The sequence below is a fragment of the Streptomyces sp. NPDC031670 genome, from assembly GCF_055580545.1.
Genome location: NZ_JBVILC010000034.1, coordinates 15,729 through 29,060 on the forward strand (window position 1 = coordinate 15,729; position 13,332 = coordinate 29,060).

A 13,332-nucleotide genomic window follows, 5' to 3' on the forward strand; every position below is an offset into this window, starting at 1 on the left:
ATTCGGCCACGGTGGCTGATGAGGAGTCACAGCTCGGTCCAGGGGCCGAGCTTCCCGCTGCCCAGCGGCACCCACACGTCACTGGTGGCCCCGTGCTCTTCGACGTTTTCGAGGACAGCCGCTCCCAGTGGCACTTCGCGGGCCATCTCGGCCACGAGCGGATGGTGGGCGACCATGGCTTTGAGGTCGCTGATCCGGTTGTCCATCGCCTCACGCCCTGCCCCGGTCAGCACGAACAGGATGCGTGGGAACACCGGGTACCAGCGCAGCCATCCGGGGCCAGCCGCCTGCCGGCGCCGGCCGACCGGCTGCGGCTCGTACGTCCACAGACGGGCGTACTCGATCAGCTTCGCAGCCAGCCGCTCGGCACCCATGGTGGCGCGGTCGATCTCAACGAATGCCCGCAGTTTCCGCCTCTGCTGGCCGTCGATGAGGGTGTAGTGCATGACCGCGTCGGCGACGACCTTCTCTCCCTCGCCGATCGCGTGGAACACCTCGGGGGTCCAGTCCAGGTGTCCGTGCTCGTCGCCGCGGCGGCGGGCATCGGCGACGAACGCCAGGTGCGTACGCAGGACGGTCAGGGTGTGGGGGGTCTTCAGCGAGGCAGCCGTCGCCGTGGTGATCGGGTACGGCGGGCGGCCCCGCAGTGCGGGCCAGTCCCGGGTGAGGCGGGCGCCCTTCGGCGTGAGATACCAGACCCGGGTGCGATAGGACTGGGGCAGCACGGCGAAGTCGACCAAGCGCTCGTCGAGCAGATCATTCAGCCGCTGCGACACCGACTGGCGGGAGCGGTCCGGGCGCAGCAGGACGTGCAGCTGGCTGGTGGAGGCCATGCGGTGCTGCGCGAGGGTGGCCAGGAGCTGATGCGCGAGGGGCTCGGTTGGGCTGGGCGTGAAGCCCGCCGCCGTACAGTCCTTCGGCTGGTCAGTGGTCAGGTCCATTCGTTTTCTTCCTTCGACAGGTGGACGGCGGCGGCGCCGGCGGGGGAGTGCGCGGCCAGGAAGGCGGCGACGCGGCCGAGCTGCTGCGCGGCCCGGTCGGTGAGCTGGTCCAGTGGGAGTGCTCCGGCGTTCGCCTGAGCGGCCCGCTCCAGCGCGGGGACCTCCTGCGGGCGGGCCTGGGCGGCGAAGACGTCATCGAGATGGGGCCCGCGCAGCTGGACGGGGCCGATGCGCCGGCCGTGCACGTTCATGGCGACGTAGTGCTCGAACCGGTCCATGGTGGCGACCCGGTCGGGGCTGGGGTCATCGCCCCACTCCGTGGTGATCGGTGCCACCGCGGACTTCGACCCGGCGGTGGTGGCCAGCGTGGACGCGTTCTGCACCAGAGACAGCCGCACCGCGGCCGGGAGGCGGGCCAGCAGCTGGGTCATGCCGTGGATGTGGCACCGGTACTTGCGTAGATCCTCGAACATCGCAGCGATCGTTTCCGGGGCCGCCCCGGTCAGCGTGATCAGCTCGTCGAAGTACGGGCGGAACGCCACCCGCTTGTCCTCGGGCGTATCCCTGCGGGAGCGGGCGGCCCGCAGCAGATCGCGGGCGAGCAGCGCGGTCAGGAGGCGGTCGGTGGGCCCGTTGCCGCCCGGGCACACCCACACGATCATCTGGGAGTCCATCGCCGTGCGGATGTTGTAGACGCCGACCGGCTGGCCGAGGAACGCGCGGGTGACCGGATTGGCGGCGAGGCGGGCGATGGGGTTGAGGACCACGGCGAACGCGTCGGGCGGCAGGGTCGGGAACACCGACGTCCACCAGGAGCGGGTCTCCTCATCCAGTCGGCCCGCCACCGTCGTGAGGGCTGCCTTGCGGAAGCCGGCGTCGGTGAGCAGGGCCCGCACGTGGAAGATCGTGGCCTGGTCCTCGGGCTGGCCGGCCTGGCAGGCCGCCTCGTTGACGGCGACCAGGACAGTGAGCGCGGCGGTGAGGATGGTCAGCGCGCGCGGCGCACTCGCGTCGTCCCAGGCAAGGGCTGAGGCGTAGGCGTCGGCGATCGCCTCGACGACCTCGTGTGCCGTCTGGCCCTGGTGCATGGCGAGCGGATTCCACGAACTGATCCGCGGGTTGGCTCCGAGACCGTTGAGGTCGATCAGTGCGATCCGAGGCATCAGGGTGTCGTGCGCCAGGAACGGGGTGGCCCGCGGCCAGGAGTCGCGGTGCGGGTCGACGAAGATCAGCCCGCCGCCCGCGTGCGCCCAGCCGATCGCCTGTGCCAGGGCCCGTTCGGTCTTGCCGCCGCCGGCCTTGCCCACCCCGACCTCGAACAGGGTCTCCTCGGCGTAGGTGGCGACCAGCCGCTCCCGGCCGTCCGGGCCTCGGTAGATGCCCTGCAGCAGCAACTCGCTCTCGCCGAAGGCGAAGGTCGGCAGGTCACCGGCGAGTACCGGCAGGCGGCAATGCGTGGTGGGAGGCTTGAGCAGGCCGCACAGTTCATCCAGCCGGACCCAGTTCGCGCGCGGCGGCTGGCAGTGCCCCAGATTCCAACGGCGCTCGAAGCCGCGCCGGGTGGGCCAGCGGTCGGCGCCGAACCGCCACGGGCCCAGCCTCCAGCCGCGCATGGCCCACCGTGAGCGGCCGCCGAACACGTCGAATGCGGCCTGGAGCTGGGCGAGCCGCGCCTCGGCGCGGCCTTCGGTGTTCGAGGCGCACATCACCAGCAGCTGCACCCGGACCAGGTGGTCGTCCTCGGCGAGCTTGCCCAGCGCCTCGGCCGGCTCCACCCGGCGCGGGACCGGCGGCATCACCAGCCCCCGGCTGCTGCCCGAGCCGGGGTTGTCGCTGAGGAGCTGCTTCAACTGGAAGCCGAGCGAGTCCTCGATGCCGCTGGCGTCCTGCCGCAGCCAGCACGCCGCCCGCTGGGACTCCCGGCGTTCGGACCGGCGCGCGGCGCTCATCAACTGCAGGCGGCGCGCCCGCAGGGCCCACTTCGGAGCGCGCTGAATGTCGAGCCGGATCTCCGCGAGGTCGCCGAGCTCGGCGCGCAGATCGGCCACGGCGTCGACCAGCGGCTGGAGCGGATCCGGGTTGAGCGGCACCACTCGCAGCGGGGAAATGAGCTTCCCGCGCAGGATGAACTCGGCGCGCACCGCGTGCGTCCGCGGCTGATCGACGATCGGCCGGCCCCGCTTGACAGTGATGTCCGGTCCAAACGGCGTTATGGACAGCAGCCGTTCACCGCCCGCCGGGCCCTCAACGCGGTAACGCAACGGCGCACTGCCGTCCGCCCGCAGCCGGATCTGCACGGCCTTCGCGCGGCGGGGCGCCCACCAGGGCATGGCGGTGGAGGCGCGGGCGAGCTGAACACCGCGCCGAAAGATCTCCTCCAGACTCGGGTCGAAGTGCCGGTTGGAAACGAGCTCCAGGGCCATCCTCTCGGCCGAAGCCTTGGCCGCGAGACAGCGTACGACCCACTCGCCCACGCCCCAGAACACAGCGATGGCCAGGGCGAGCACGTACCAGTGGGTGTAGAGCCAGTCGGCAGCGTCCACCAGGCTGGTGACCAGGCCGAGTGCCTGACCGGCAGCCGTGACATCGGTCCAGTCGGTCAGGGACGGGGCTGCGGAGTCCACGTCGGTGCTCCCTTCTTCGAAGTGGTGCGGGTGAAGTGCCAGTCGGTGATGCGCAGGTCAGTGAAGGTGCCGCCGCGGTCCATGCCGGCCCACACCAGGTGGACCACCGCCTTGCTGGGGCTGCCGTCGCGGCGGGCGATCGCGGCCTGGATGCGGAAGCGGGCGGTGGCGAACGCCGGGACCACCTCCTGGCCCGCGTCGGGAAAGACCGCGGGCCACTTCGCGCGGCCGATGCCCGTGGCGTCCGCGCGCAGCAGCGCGTGCCCGGCGGTGAGCAGCTCCCGCTCGTCGGCGGCGGGAAGGTCGGCGGGCCAGGCTGCCTGAAGCGAGCGCTGGATGACCCTGTCGCCAGCCGCGCCCTCGCCGTGCGGCGGCAGAGCCGACTCGAGGACCGACGGCGTCGATACGGCGGACGTCGTGGAGGAGGCCATGCTGACGGTCGTCCTTCCTGCGGGACGCCTGCTGGCCGCACGGGACGAATCAGCGGTCGCGCTCGGCGACGGTGCCGGGTCGGGTGGCTCCCTATGACTGTGCGGAAGGCCCAGCAGGGCGACGCCGGCGATGGCGAGCAGGGCAGTGCTCAGCAACAGCAGGCGCGGTGAGCGTGGGGTGGTAGTCACAGCAGCCGCGCTCCCCCCGCGAAGCCGGACATGGCGTTGACCGAGTCCAGCCGGACGACAGTGCCCGGACGGGCGGCGTTGATCATCTGCCCGCTGCCGACATAGATCCCGACGTGGTAGATCGTGGAATCGCGGCCGGGGGCGTAGGCGTAGAAGACAAGGTCGCCCGGCTTGAGAGCGCCGGTGCCGAGGCTGGCGGGAATGCGTTGGCCGACACCGGCCTGCGCGGCTGCGGTACGCGGCAGGCTGACACCGGCCTTGGCATACGCGTACAGCGTCAGGCCCGAGCAGTCGAAGCCCTCGATGCCCGCGCCGCTCTTGCCGCTGGGGGAGCAGCAGATGCCATACGACTTGCCGCTCGCGTTGCCGCCGCCCCAGGAGTACGGCACCCCTCGCTGGGAGAGCGCCGCCTCGACGACGGCGCGGACCTTGCCCGAGACGCTCTTCAGGTCCGGGCCCTTGGCGGCCGCCGTGTACTGGTCGATCCAGCCCAGCACGTTGGCGACGTACGCGCCTGAGTGGTTGTACTGCCAGATCGCGGCCTTGAGCTGGTCAGGCTTGGTCAGGTCACGGCCGTTGCCGCAGAGGTAGATCGCAGCGCTGAGCGCCGCGTCGTCAGAGTTGTGCGGGTCGGCGATCTTGTCGCCGTTGCCGTCCTTGCCGACCGACTCCCAGGTGGAAGGCATGAACTGGAAGGGGCCGACGGCGCGCTCACCGGTGGCGGTGCCGTCCCACCTGCCGTTGTCGGTATCGGAGAAGACAGTGGTGTTGCCGCCGGCACCGGAGCCGCTGAGGAGCACCCCGTAGATCTTCGGGCGGATGTCGCCGTTGTCGGCGATGTTGCGGCCCACCACGTGATTGGACTCGACCTTGGCGACGCCGGCGAGGAACGGCCAGCGCATGCCCTGGCATGTGGGCACGTACTTCCCGACCTGCTGGACTGCCTTCTTGTAAGCGGTCAGCATCCGCGCCGGGATGTCCGCGGCACTGCCGCCCTCGGCGATCCCACCGTCGTCCTGCTGACCCGTCTTCAACGCGACGTAGGCGCTGAGTGCGTTCCCGACCGGCGCGGCGCAGCACACGGCGGCGAACAGCAGCAGCGTCACCACACACCCCCACCGCCCCACACGGCGCCCAGACGGCCTCACGCGTCCTCACCGTCTTCCGGCTGCCGGGCCCGCTCCTGGCGCCGACGCTCGGCATCGGACGCGGTGCGCCGCATCAGGTCCTGGAACCGGCGATGCGCCTCGTCACGGGTGCTGTTGCGAGCGCCGCCTCCGCCGGGGAAGACCGGCACGGACCGATTCGGGCCATGGCGCGCCGGACGCCCGGGCCAGCCGAGATCAGACCGAGGCTCCGGCGCAGGGCCGTTTTGGCCAGGGAGCGGTGCCGCAGGCGGAGTCGCTGCGGGCCCGCTCGCAGGCGTGGTCAGCGGTGGGGCAGAGGCCGGACGGCCCGACGGACGACCGGTGGGCGCAGGCCGCAGACGGCGTGCCGGGCCGAGGGTGGCTGCTGGCGTGGCTGCGATCGGCAGGCGGCGGCTGGTGAACGGTCCATTACTGCCGCTGTCGTCAGTGTGGTCGCGGATCACCCGGGCGGCGTGGCGCCCCGTGTCGCCCCACGCCCGGCCGTCTTCGCGGACGGTGTTGCCCCACACCCGCACCTGCTGGCGGGCGTCCTGCGAGTAGCGCGAGCTGGCCGACCGCGCGCGGCGCACATCGGCCGGCAGTCCAACGGTCGCCCCGTACGCGGCCCGGCCGCCTCGATGGAGGATGCGGTAACCGCGGTAGCGGACCAGCCGGTTGTGGGCCCGCGTGGAGAGCAGGGTGCGGTCGGTGTGCTGGTCGTGCAGCACCTTGCCGCTGTTGCGGTCGATGATCTGGCCGTCGGCGTCGCGGTAGCGGTCCGGTGGTCCGCCCGGCTGACGCGGACCCGTGCCGCCCGAACCATCGCTCCCTCCACCCGACGGGCCGCCACCGTGCGCATCTCCATCCGCGGTGGGTTTGCGCCACTGGGCCAGCTGCTCTTTGTCTGGCCGTCGTCCGATCAGCAGCCAGTGCCCGCCCCTGGCGCCGAGCCGCGCGCCGAGCCCGCCGATGGCGGCGGCCGCGGTGAGGGGGGCGAGTCCGCGTCCGGCCTCGGCACTGGCATCAGCGAGGATCCCGCCCGTGTCCACCGGCATCCCCGTACCGTCGGCCAGGGAGCTGAGTGCGCCGAGAAGGCGCTGGCGGGTGCCGAGCATCCCGTACCGGCCGCCGCCTGTTCCGGTGAACAGGCGCAGTCCGCCGCCGTAGCCGCCCAGGGCTGCGGGGGAGTTCATGGCGAGCGCGGCCCCGAGTTCGGAGGTGTCGCCGGGCAGGTGGGTGCCGCCGATCTTGGCGTAGTGCATCCGCATCGCCATCCGGCGCCCGAAGGAGGAGATGCCGCTGAGCAGGCGGCGGTGTCCGGCGGCCCCGGCGATGGCCAGGACGTCGATGAGCAGGATCCGCTCCACCATGAGGTCCGGGCCATGGGTGAGGGTGGCGTCGACGGCGATTCCGAAGAACGGGATGAACGCACAGATGCCGATGATGGCCAGGACCGCGATGCCCCAGAGGGAGAGCCACTTCCAGACGCTCTGCCGCGGGGGTCCTGGCAGCATGGCGGCGACGAAGGTGACGCCGCCGACGGCCGCTGCGGCCGCGCAGATGCCCTGAGTGCCGAGCAGCACGACCGTACTGGAGAGCAGCATGCCGCAGACGAACAGTGCGGCAACCAGGAGCAGTCCAGCGCCGCCCACCCGCCACCAGGTGGGCTTTTCCGCGTAAGCCGCGCAGGCCTTGCCGACCGGCCCGGCCTTCTTCAGATCGGCGAGGAACGCCGCGAATTCCTGGTCGTCTTCGCCCAGGACCGGGTGCGGTGAATCCAGCAGGTCACCCGCTGCGGTCAGGGACGGCAAGGCGTCGGCGCTGGGGGTTGCGCCGCCTTGTCCGGCCAGGCAGTACTGCTTGGCCGGGCCCTTGATCAGGCTGCACGGCCCGCCCGGCACATCGCCTTTGGGCTTGTAGCCGCCGCTGACCCACTTCAGGTGCACGGCGTAGGCCTGGCGGTCGGCGGCTTTGCCGGGGTCGAGGATGCGCCCGTACTGCAGCAGCATGTACGGCTTGACGACCAAAGCGTTGGTGAGCGAGTCCTGCAGTGGGCGGGCTACCGCCGCGGCGGCGGTGCTCTGGTGGCCCGGCTGGGCGAGGCAGGTCCGTTCGGCGTTGCCGGCCATGGCATCGCAGGGGCCGCGGCTGGCGAGTTTGCCGCCCCAGTCGTAGGCGGCCATGCTCTGCTGCGCCACTTCCGTGCCGACCTGCTGGGCCTGCCCCAGGGGCCCGGACTGGCCGAGCATGGTGTCCGGGCGGATGAGTGCCGAGGCAGCGATCGCCCCGATCAGCAGGGTGAGGAAGATTTCCCCCAGGCCCCGGCCGATCCGGCCACGCACCAGCATGAACGCGGCGAAGACGAACGCCCAGGCCAGCAAGAGCCCTTTCAGACCGAGTGTGTCGACGACGACCTGGTTGTAGGTGTCCGCTGCCTTCTGTGCGGGATGGGAAAGGATCATGAGTAGCGGAAAGCGGAAGGCCATCTCGACGGCCCACCCGGCCAGGCCTACCAGCAGCCGGATCAGGGTGAACAGGCCGGACAGGGCGAAGGCGAGGGCCTGACTCCTGAAGGCGACGATCAAGCCGCCGGAGGCGTTCAGGTCATACCCGTCGATGGGTACTCCCTCGGAGGAGGCGATGTTCAGCGGCGCCAGCAGGTCGCCGGTCTCGCCGCTGCTGCTCGCTGCGTAGACGACTTGGGTGTTCACCAGGAGAAACACGCCGGTGAGCTCGACGACGAAACCGGCGGAACGCAGAGCCGCGCGATCGGGACGGAACACGTCAGCGCCGCCTCTGCCCAGCGGTGCCGCGCAGCCGCCACACCACGAGAGCACCCAGGCCTGCACTGGCCGGCAGCAGCCTCCACACCCCGCCGGCCGCGTCATGCTGGCCGGAGGCGGAGCTCGCCGCGCCGCGCTCGCAGGATGCCTTGGCCGGGCCCGCGATCTGGGTGCAGGGGTGCGCAGTGTCAGCGGCAAAGGCCCATCCGGTGTGCGGCCACCACGCGTCCGGCACGCCGGCCCCCAGGGCGAGCACGACCGCGGCAACCACGACGACGATCACGGCCAGGACGCTCCCGGCGGCTACGCGCCGCGAGCGGTCCCAGGAAGAAGTAGTCATCAGAGGTGTTCCCTTTGACGGGCCTGCACGGCTTCACCGGCGAGCGGCTCCGGCACGCAGGGTGGGGCAGAGCCCGTGCGGCGTCCTGGTGTGGTGGTGATGGAGGCGGCGATGCGCGGGATGCGGGGGATGGAGACCTTGATGCGGCCGGTGTTCTGCCGCGGGCAGGTCAGCAGGAACTCACCCTCCCGGCCCTTGTGGCCGACGGGGGACAGGCCGGTGGTCACCAGCCGCAGCAGTTCGCCGTCGCCCGGGTCGAGGCCGACGAACTCCAACCCCCGGCGGGCACGTTCGCGATCTGCGGTGCGAGTGAGGGCACGGTAGGCCATCAGCCCACGGTCGGGTCCGAGTTCCTCTGCGTCGTGCGAACCCGCCAGAAGTCCCGCGCCGTGCTTGCGGCCATCGTGGAGGATCTCGTGCACGAGAGCCGTGCCCTCAGCGGACGAGGTCAGCCAGTACAGCTCGTCCAGCACCACCGCGGTGAACCGCTCGGGATCCTCGAAAGCCGTCTGCCGGGCGATCGCGGCGATCAGGTAGAGCACGGCGCGCCCGATCAATGCCTCCAACGGCTGCTGGTGCAGGACCTCTGGCTTGTCGAACGCGGCCTTCGGCGGCAGCTTCAGCCCCGCCGTGGTGATCACGATCATGTCGGAGGCGCTGGAGGCGTCCAGCCGTACCGGCGGCAGCGTCGGGTCGAAGACCATCCGGGCCAGAGGGTTGGTGGCGACGACCCTGATGAGGCCGGCGAGGGTGGCAGCGGCGTCCTGCCGCTTGCCCGCCTCGCGCGCGGCCAGGTCCTCGAGGACCTCAAGCACACGGTGCATGGACGGCTGTGCGCCGGCGGTGGCCTGTTCGACGGCGTGGTGCAGGACCTCGCCGCTGGTGCTCATCGGGCCGATGCCCAGCTGCAGCGTGAGGTAGGACAGGGCGTAGTGGCGGCCCTCAGCACCGTCGAACATGCGAAGCGGGTCGATGGACACCTCGGCTTGTGCGGCGTCGATGATCTGTACGCGACCCCTGGCGGCGGTGCGGGCGAAGGTGGCCCACTCGCGGACGGGGGTCCGGTCGATGCAGATCGCGCAGCCGCCGCGCGCCCACACCGCCTCAGCGATCAGCTTCTGCAGGACACTCTTGCCCGCGCCGAGGTCTCCGACGATGCCCATGGAGGCGGAGGCGTCGACCTTGGGCGCATCCGCCACATTGATCATGACGGGGCGGGTGGTACCGCAGTCCAGGTCGATGCCGAGGAACATGCCGTTGGGGTCGCCGACCTCCGCGGCGGTGAAGGCCCCGCCCAGCGCCCAGTCTTCTGAGACCTGGTGCTGGGTGAACTCCCGCACCACACCGGGCCGTACGGTGCCGGGCAGGCCCAGGGTGAACAGGGCCTCCTGCAGGCCGGCCGGGCGCACGGCCCGGTAGTCGGCGCCGCCGAGCAGCGCGGCCAGGGCGCGGGCCCGGGCGTCGCAGACGGCGGCGGTCGGCCCCCACACCGTCAGCACGGTCACCGACTGCACCTCCACCTCGACCGACGTGCGGGACAGACGAGTGTCGAGCTCGCCCAGATCACGGGCGGCCTCGGTCAGGGAAGCGGGCATGCCGGTGGGGCGGGCGTCGTACTGGTCGGCCTGGTCGATCAGCTCGTTCTTCTTGCGCCGGACCTGGTCGCGGGCCTTCTCCGCGGGCACCAAGGTCATGTCGACTGTGTAGTCCACCGGGAAGTCGAGCATCTCCAGCTGGGCGAAGAGGTCCGCGGCGTCCTGGCTGACCGTGGGCGGGCACTCGGCCAGCGCCAACTGCGCCTGGTAGCCCACCCCTGTCTCGCACTCGACCTGCAGCCAGCGCCGCCCGAGCGGCGAGCCGGTGTTCACCCGCCACCAGGCCTTCCGCCCGGATCGTGTGATCTGCCCGGCGGTCTTAAGTTTGTCGACGTCGTCGAGTTCGGGGTCGATGCCGCCTTCCTGCAGGCGCACCTGGCCCAGGTCGGCGTAGCTGGGGGAGCGCAGCACTCCGTCACGCAGCTGCCCGCCATACAACTCGCTGGTCTCGGACTCCGCCAGCAGCGGCTCGGCCATGCCGCGGTGCAGGGCGTGCTGGATCATCCACACGATCTCCGCCGGCCGGGCCGGGCGGAAAGCGATACCGCCGGCGAGCGCGGCCTCCACCCGCGATGCCTGCTCGCGATACGCGTTCACCTCGCGCCGGGCCACCGGCGCCGGGCGCATGCCCAGCATTGGTGCGACCTCGGCCCACGCAGCACCGAGCGACGCCGACACCTGTAGGCCGCCTGTTTCGGTCTGCAGGGGCACGGCCAGCCACAGGGTGCGGCGGTGCATCTCCTGTTCATCCAGCAGGTCGAGGGCGGCCTCGACGTCTTCCACCCACGGGTGGCGGCCCGCACCGGGTGCGTCCTCGGCCGGCTCGATGCCCTCGATCATCCTGAGGGCGACCTCGCCCGGGTCGACCTGGGCGCACAGACCGTACAGGCGCGGGACCCCGGACAGCGAGCGCACCAAGTGGGTGATCTTTGCCAGTTGCTCGTCGCGGACGGCGGCGGGCACGTAGGTGCCCTGGACGGTCTCCTCGCGACGTCCCTGCGCGTCGGGGCCCGGGTGCAGGCGGTAGACCGCCCACACACCGCCCAGCGTCGACCACACCAGGTGCCCGGCGATGTGACGGATGGGAACCCTCACCGCGCACCCCCTTGCTGGGCGAGCACGAGCAGCTGCTGCACACCCGACACCGGCCCTGCCGCCGCTGCGGGAGCAGGCGCCGGTGTGCGGCGGGGTGCGGTCGAGCGGTCTGTGGGCGGGCTGGGGCGCGGCGCCCGGGCTGGACGCCGCTGCACCGCACGGGAGGGTGCGGCCTGCGCAGCGGGGACGGGGGCGGGCGTGTCCTCGATGGTGAAGCCGCCGAGCAGCGGGTGCGCAGCACGGTCGCGGGCGGCGCGCCCACCGATCCGCCCGCCGTGGGGCTGCCAGCCGAGCAGCACCCAACCGAGTGCGGCCTGTATCGGGGCACGGCCCCGGATCTTTGGCCGGCGCACCATCCAGATGACCAGGCCCCACCCGACGATGGGGACCGGCCCCATCCACGACCACCAGCTGATCGTCTTGACCAGGAGGAAGCCGCCGCCGACGGCGACAGCGATCTGCGCGGGCGTGTAGGGGCCGAGCGGGATCTTCCAGTCGGCGACCTTGCCCAGCACCCACGGATGGCGGCGGGCGGCAGTGTAGAAGCGGCCCACCCGTGCCGTGGTTGTCGCGCTCACAGCCAGCCTCGGACGTCCGGCGTGTGGTCGCGGGAGACGGGGAGTTCGGAATGGACGATCCCGGGAGCGGCGGGTGCGCCCTTGGACGGGTTCTTCACCTCGTCGGTGAACATGTTCGCCAGGTCGTTGCGCGCGTTGTAGAGACCAAGCGCGATGATCAGCAGCAGCAAGGCGCCGATCCCGGCCTTGAGGCTGAACCGCTGGATCATGATGACGACGACGAGGCAGATCAGCCCGGCCTGCAGGCCCTTGGTCGCCCATTGCTGGAACATGGAGATCCACGAGTTGCCGAGGTCGTCCAGCTGTCCGGCGAGCACCAGGCCGTGCACGGTGTTCATCGGGCACCCCCGTCCTGGGCAGCCCCGGACTCCAGGGCGGCAACTTCCCACCTGGTTGACCGGGCCTTGAGCGTGAGCCCGTACGCCAGCGGCCACCGGCCGCCTGCGTCCCGGGCTTCCACCCGGGCCGTGACCCGCACCGTCGTGCCGTCCGCCGCCACCTGTTCCGCAGCCGCAGCTTTCTCGACGGCCAGCACCTGCTTTACGGAGACCGACGTGTACGGGGCGGGGGCGACGGCGGTGAGCTTGACTCCGGGAGCGAGGTAGCGGTCGACCTCGCCAGCTCCCGTCAGGTAGGCGGTGAGGAACTCCCCTACGGCGGACGACAGATGCCCCGCGGGGACGGTCACGGCGTACGGCGACTTCGGTACCTCAGCCCGGACCGGGCCGGCCACCACGCCGGGGGCACCGGTCACTGTGAACGAGGAGCCCGTGCTGTCGGCGGCCACCGGCACGGCGTAGTACCGCACCGATCCGCCTGCGTACTGCGCCGCCACCGTGACTGACCACGAGCCGGTGCCGCGCTGCGCACTGCGCACCGCCGTCACGGAGCTCGGCGCCGATTGCGCACCGGCAGCCGGGCCGGGCAGCTCGACATCCGGCGCCATCGACTGCGCAAGCCGCGCCTGCGCAGTCGTCTCGTCGTTCGCGTCGCTGCGCAACCACGCGCCGACGAACACCTGCGCATAGCCGCCCGGGTCGGTGGCGGATGTCACGGTGCGCACGGCGGCGGGCTTGGTCGCGGGGCCCGCCGCGACCGTGGTCGGGGTGGAGACGACGGCGAGGCAGAGGGCGATGGGGCCGGCCGCGATGACGGTCCAGACCGCCACGCGTGAGAGGCGTACGCGGCGGCGCATCGCCTCCAGCCGTGCGCCGGCCGCCATCGGAGCAGCGGCTTCGCTCTGTGAGGCCTGCTTGCCAGGGGACATGGTCAAACTCCCAGGTCAGGGGCGGATGTTCTGACCTTGAGAAAACCCGTCGACCCCGACCCGACAACCGACCACGAACCCCCGACCATGGTCACGATGGGGACACGAAGTCCGTGGTCGGGGTCATGGTCGGGCCGACCATGACCCCGACCACGGGTCAGCCGGGAGCCGACGACAGGCCATCTCGTCCGGCGCTGTTCCCCCGGACCGGCGACCGCTGTGCGATCACCTGCCGCCCGGTTACAGGACCCGGACACCGATGCGCAGACGGAAGCCGGCCGGGCCGCGACAGAACCTTCGCAGTGCGCCAGACAGATCTGCGCTGCGCAAGGGAAGATCCGGAAGTCAGGGCGGACTGCGCA

General features: G+C 71.6%; 10 protein-coding genes. All 10 read right to left on the reverse strand.

Annotated features, from left to right (window positions below; all coding sequences use genetic code 11):
* Positions 1-26: 26 nt before the first annotated feature.
* Complete coding sequence (locus ACZ5ID_RS35080) at positions 27-941, reverse strand: replication-relaxation family protein (protein WP_468906309.1); 915 nt, start codon at positions 939-941, stop codon at positions 27-29.
* Positions 932-3,565, reverse strand: coding sequence for an ATP/GTP-binding protein (locus ACZ5ID_RS35085; RefSeq protein WP_468906312.1), 2,634 nt, complete (start codon positions 3,563-3,565; stop codon positions 932-934). The genes ACZ5ID_RS35080 and ACZ5ID_RS35085 overlap by 10 nt, the downstream gene beginning before the upstream one ends.
* Positions 3,541-3,996 carry a hypothetical protein gene (locus ACZ5ID_RS35090; protein ID WP_468906315.1) on the reverse strand — a complete coding sequence of 152 codons (456 nt, stop codon included), beginning with the start codon at positions 3,994-3,996 and terminating at the stop codon, positions 3,541-3,543. The genes ACZ5ID_RS35085 and ACZ5ID_RS35090 overlap by 25 nt, the downstream gene beginning before the upstream one ends.
* Positions 3,997-4,181: 185 nt before the next feature.
* The gene (locus ACZ5ID_RS35095) at positions 4,182-5,291 is read right to left on the reverse strand and encodes a C40 family peptidase (RefSeq protein WP_468906317.1); all 1,110 of its coding nucleotides are present in this window, start codon (positions 5,289-5,291) and stop codon (positions 4,182-4,184) included.
* 38 nt (positions 5,292-5,329) lie between these two features.
* A complete protein-coding gene (locus ACZ5ID_RS35100) occupies positions 5,330-8,095 on the reverse strand; it encodes a hypothetical protein (RefSeq protein WP_468906320.1) in 2,766 nt (921 codons plus the stop codon).
* Between the two features lies 1 nt (position 8,096).
* Entirely contained in the window at positions 8,097-8,435 is a 339-nt protein-coding gene (locus tag ACZ5ID_RS35105) for a hypothetical protein (RefSeq protein ID WP_468906323.1), read from the reverse strand.
* The gene (locus tag ACZ5ID_RS35110; RefSeq protein ID WP_468906326.1) at positions 8,435-11,125 is read right to left on the reverse strand and encodes an ATP-binding protein; all 2,691 of its coding nucleotides are present in this window, start codon (positions 11,123-11,125) and stop codon (positions 8,435-8,437) included. Before ACZ5ID_RS35110 ends, ACZ5ID_RS35105 begins: the two co-directional genes overlap by 1 nt.
* Complete coding sequence (locus tag ACZ5ID_RS35115; protein WP_468906329.1) at positions 11,122-11,703, reverse strand: hypothetical protein; 582 nt, start codon at positions 11,701-11,703, stop codon at positions 11,122-11,124. Before ACZ5ID_RS35115 ends, ACZ5ID_RS35110 begins: the two co-directional genes overlap by 4 nt.
* On the reverse strand, positions 11,700-12,041 hold the full coding sequence (locus ACZ5ID_RS35120) for a hypothetical protein (protein WP_468906332.1): 342 nt from the start codon (positions 12,039-12,041) through the stop codon (positions 11,700-11,702). Before ACZ5ID_RS35120 ends, ACZ5ID_RS35115 begins: the two co-directional genes overlap by 4 nt.
* Positions 12,038-12,970, reverse strand: a complete 933-nt coding sequence (locus ACZ5ID_RS35125; RefSeq protein WP_468906335.1) for a conjugal transfer protein — start codon at positions 12,968-12,970, stop codon at positions 12,038-12,040. The genes ACZ5ID_RS35120 and ACZ5ID_RS35125 overlap by 4 nt, the downstream gene beginning before the upstream one ends.
* Positions 12,971-13,332 lie beyond the last annotated feature (362 nt).

Excerpts from the sequence above, each read along its gene's own strand:
- ACZ5ID_RS35090 (WP_468906315.1), bottom strand. The coding sequence starts at position 3,996 with ATGGCCTCCTCCACGACGTCCGCCGTATCGACGCCGTCGGTCCTCGAG.
- ACZ5ID_RS35120 (WP_468906332.1), bottom strand. The coding sequence starts at position 12,041 with ATGAACACCGTGCACGGCCTGGTGCTCGCCGGACAGCTGGACGACCTC.
- ACZ5ID_RS35105 (WP_468906323.1), bottom strand. The coding sequence starts at position 8,435 with ATGACTACTTCTTCCTGGGACCGCTCGCGGCGCGTAGCCGCCGGGAGC.
- ACZ5ID_RS35080 (WP_468906309.1), bottom strand. The coding sequence starts at position 941 with ATGGACCTGACCACTGACCAGCCGAAGGACTGTACGGCGGCGGGCTTC.
- ACZ5ID_RS35125 (WP_468906335.1), bottom strand. The coding sequence starts at position 12,970 with ATGTCCCCTGGCAAGCAGGCCTCACAGAGCGAAGCCGCTGCTCCGATG.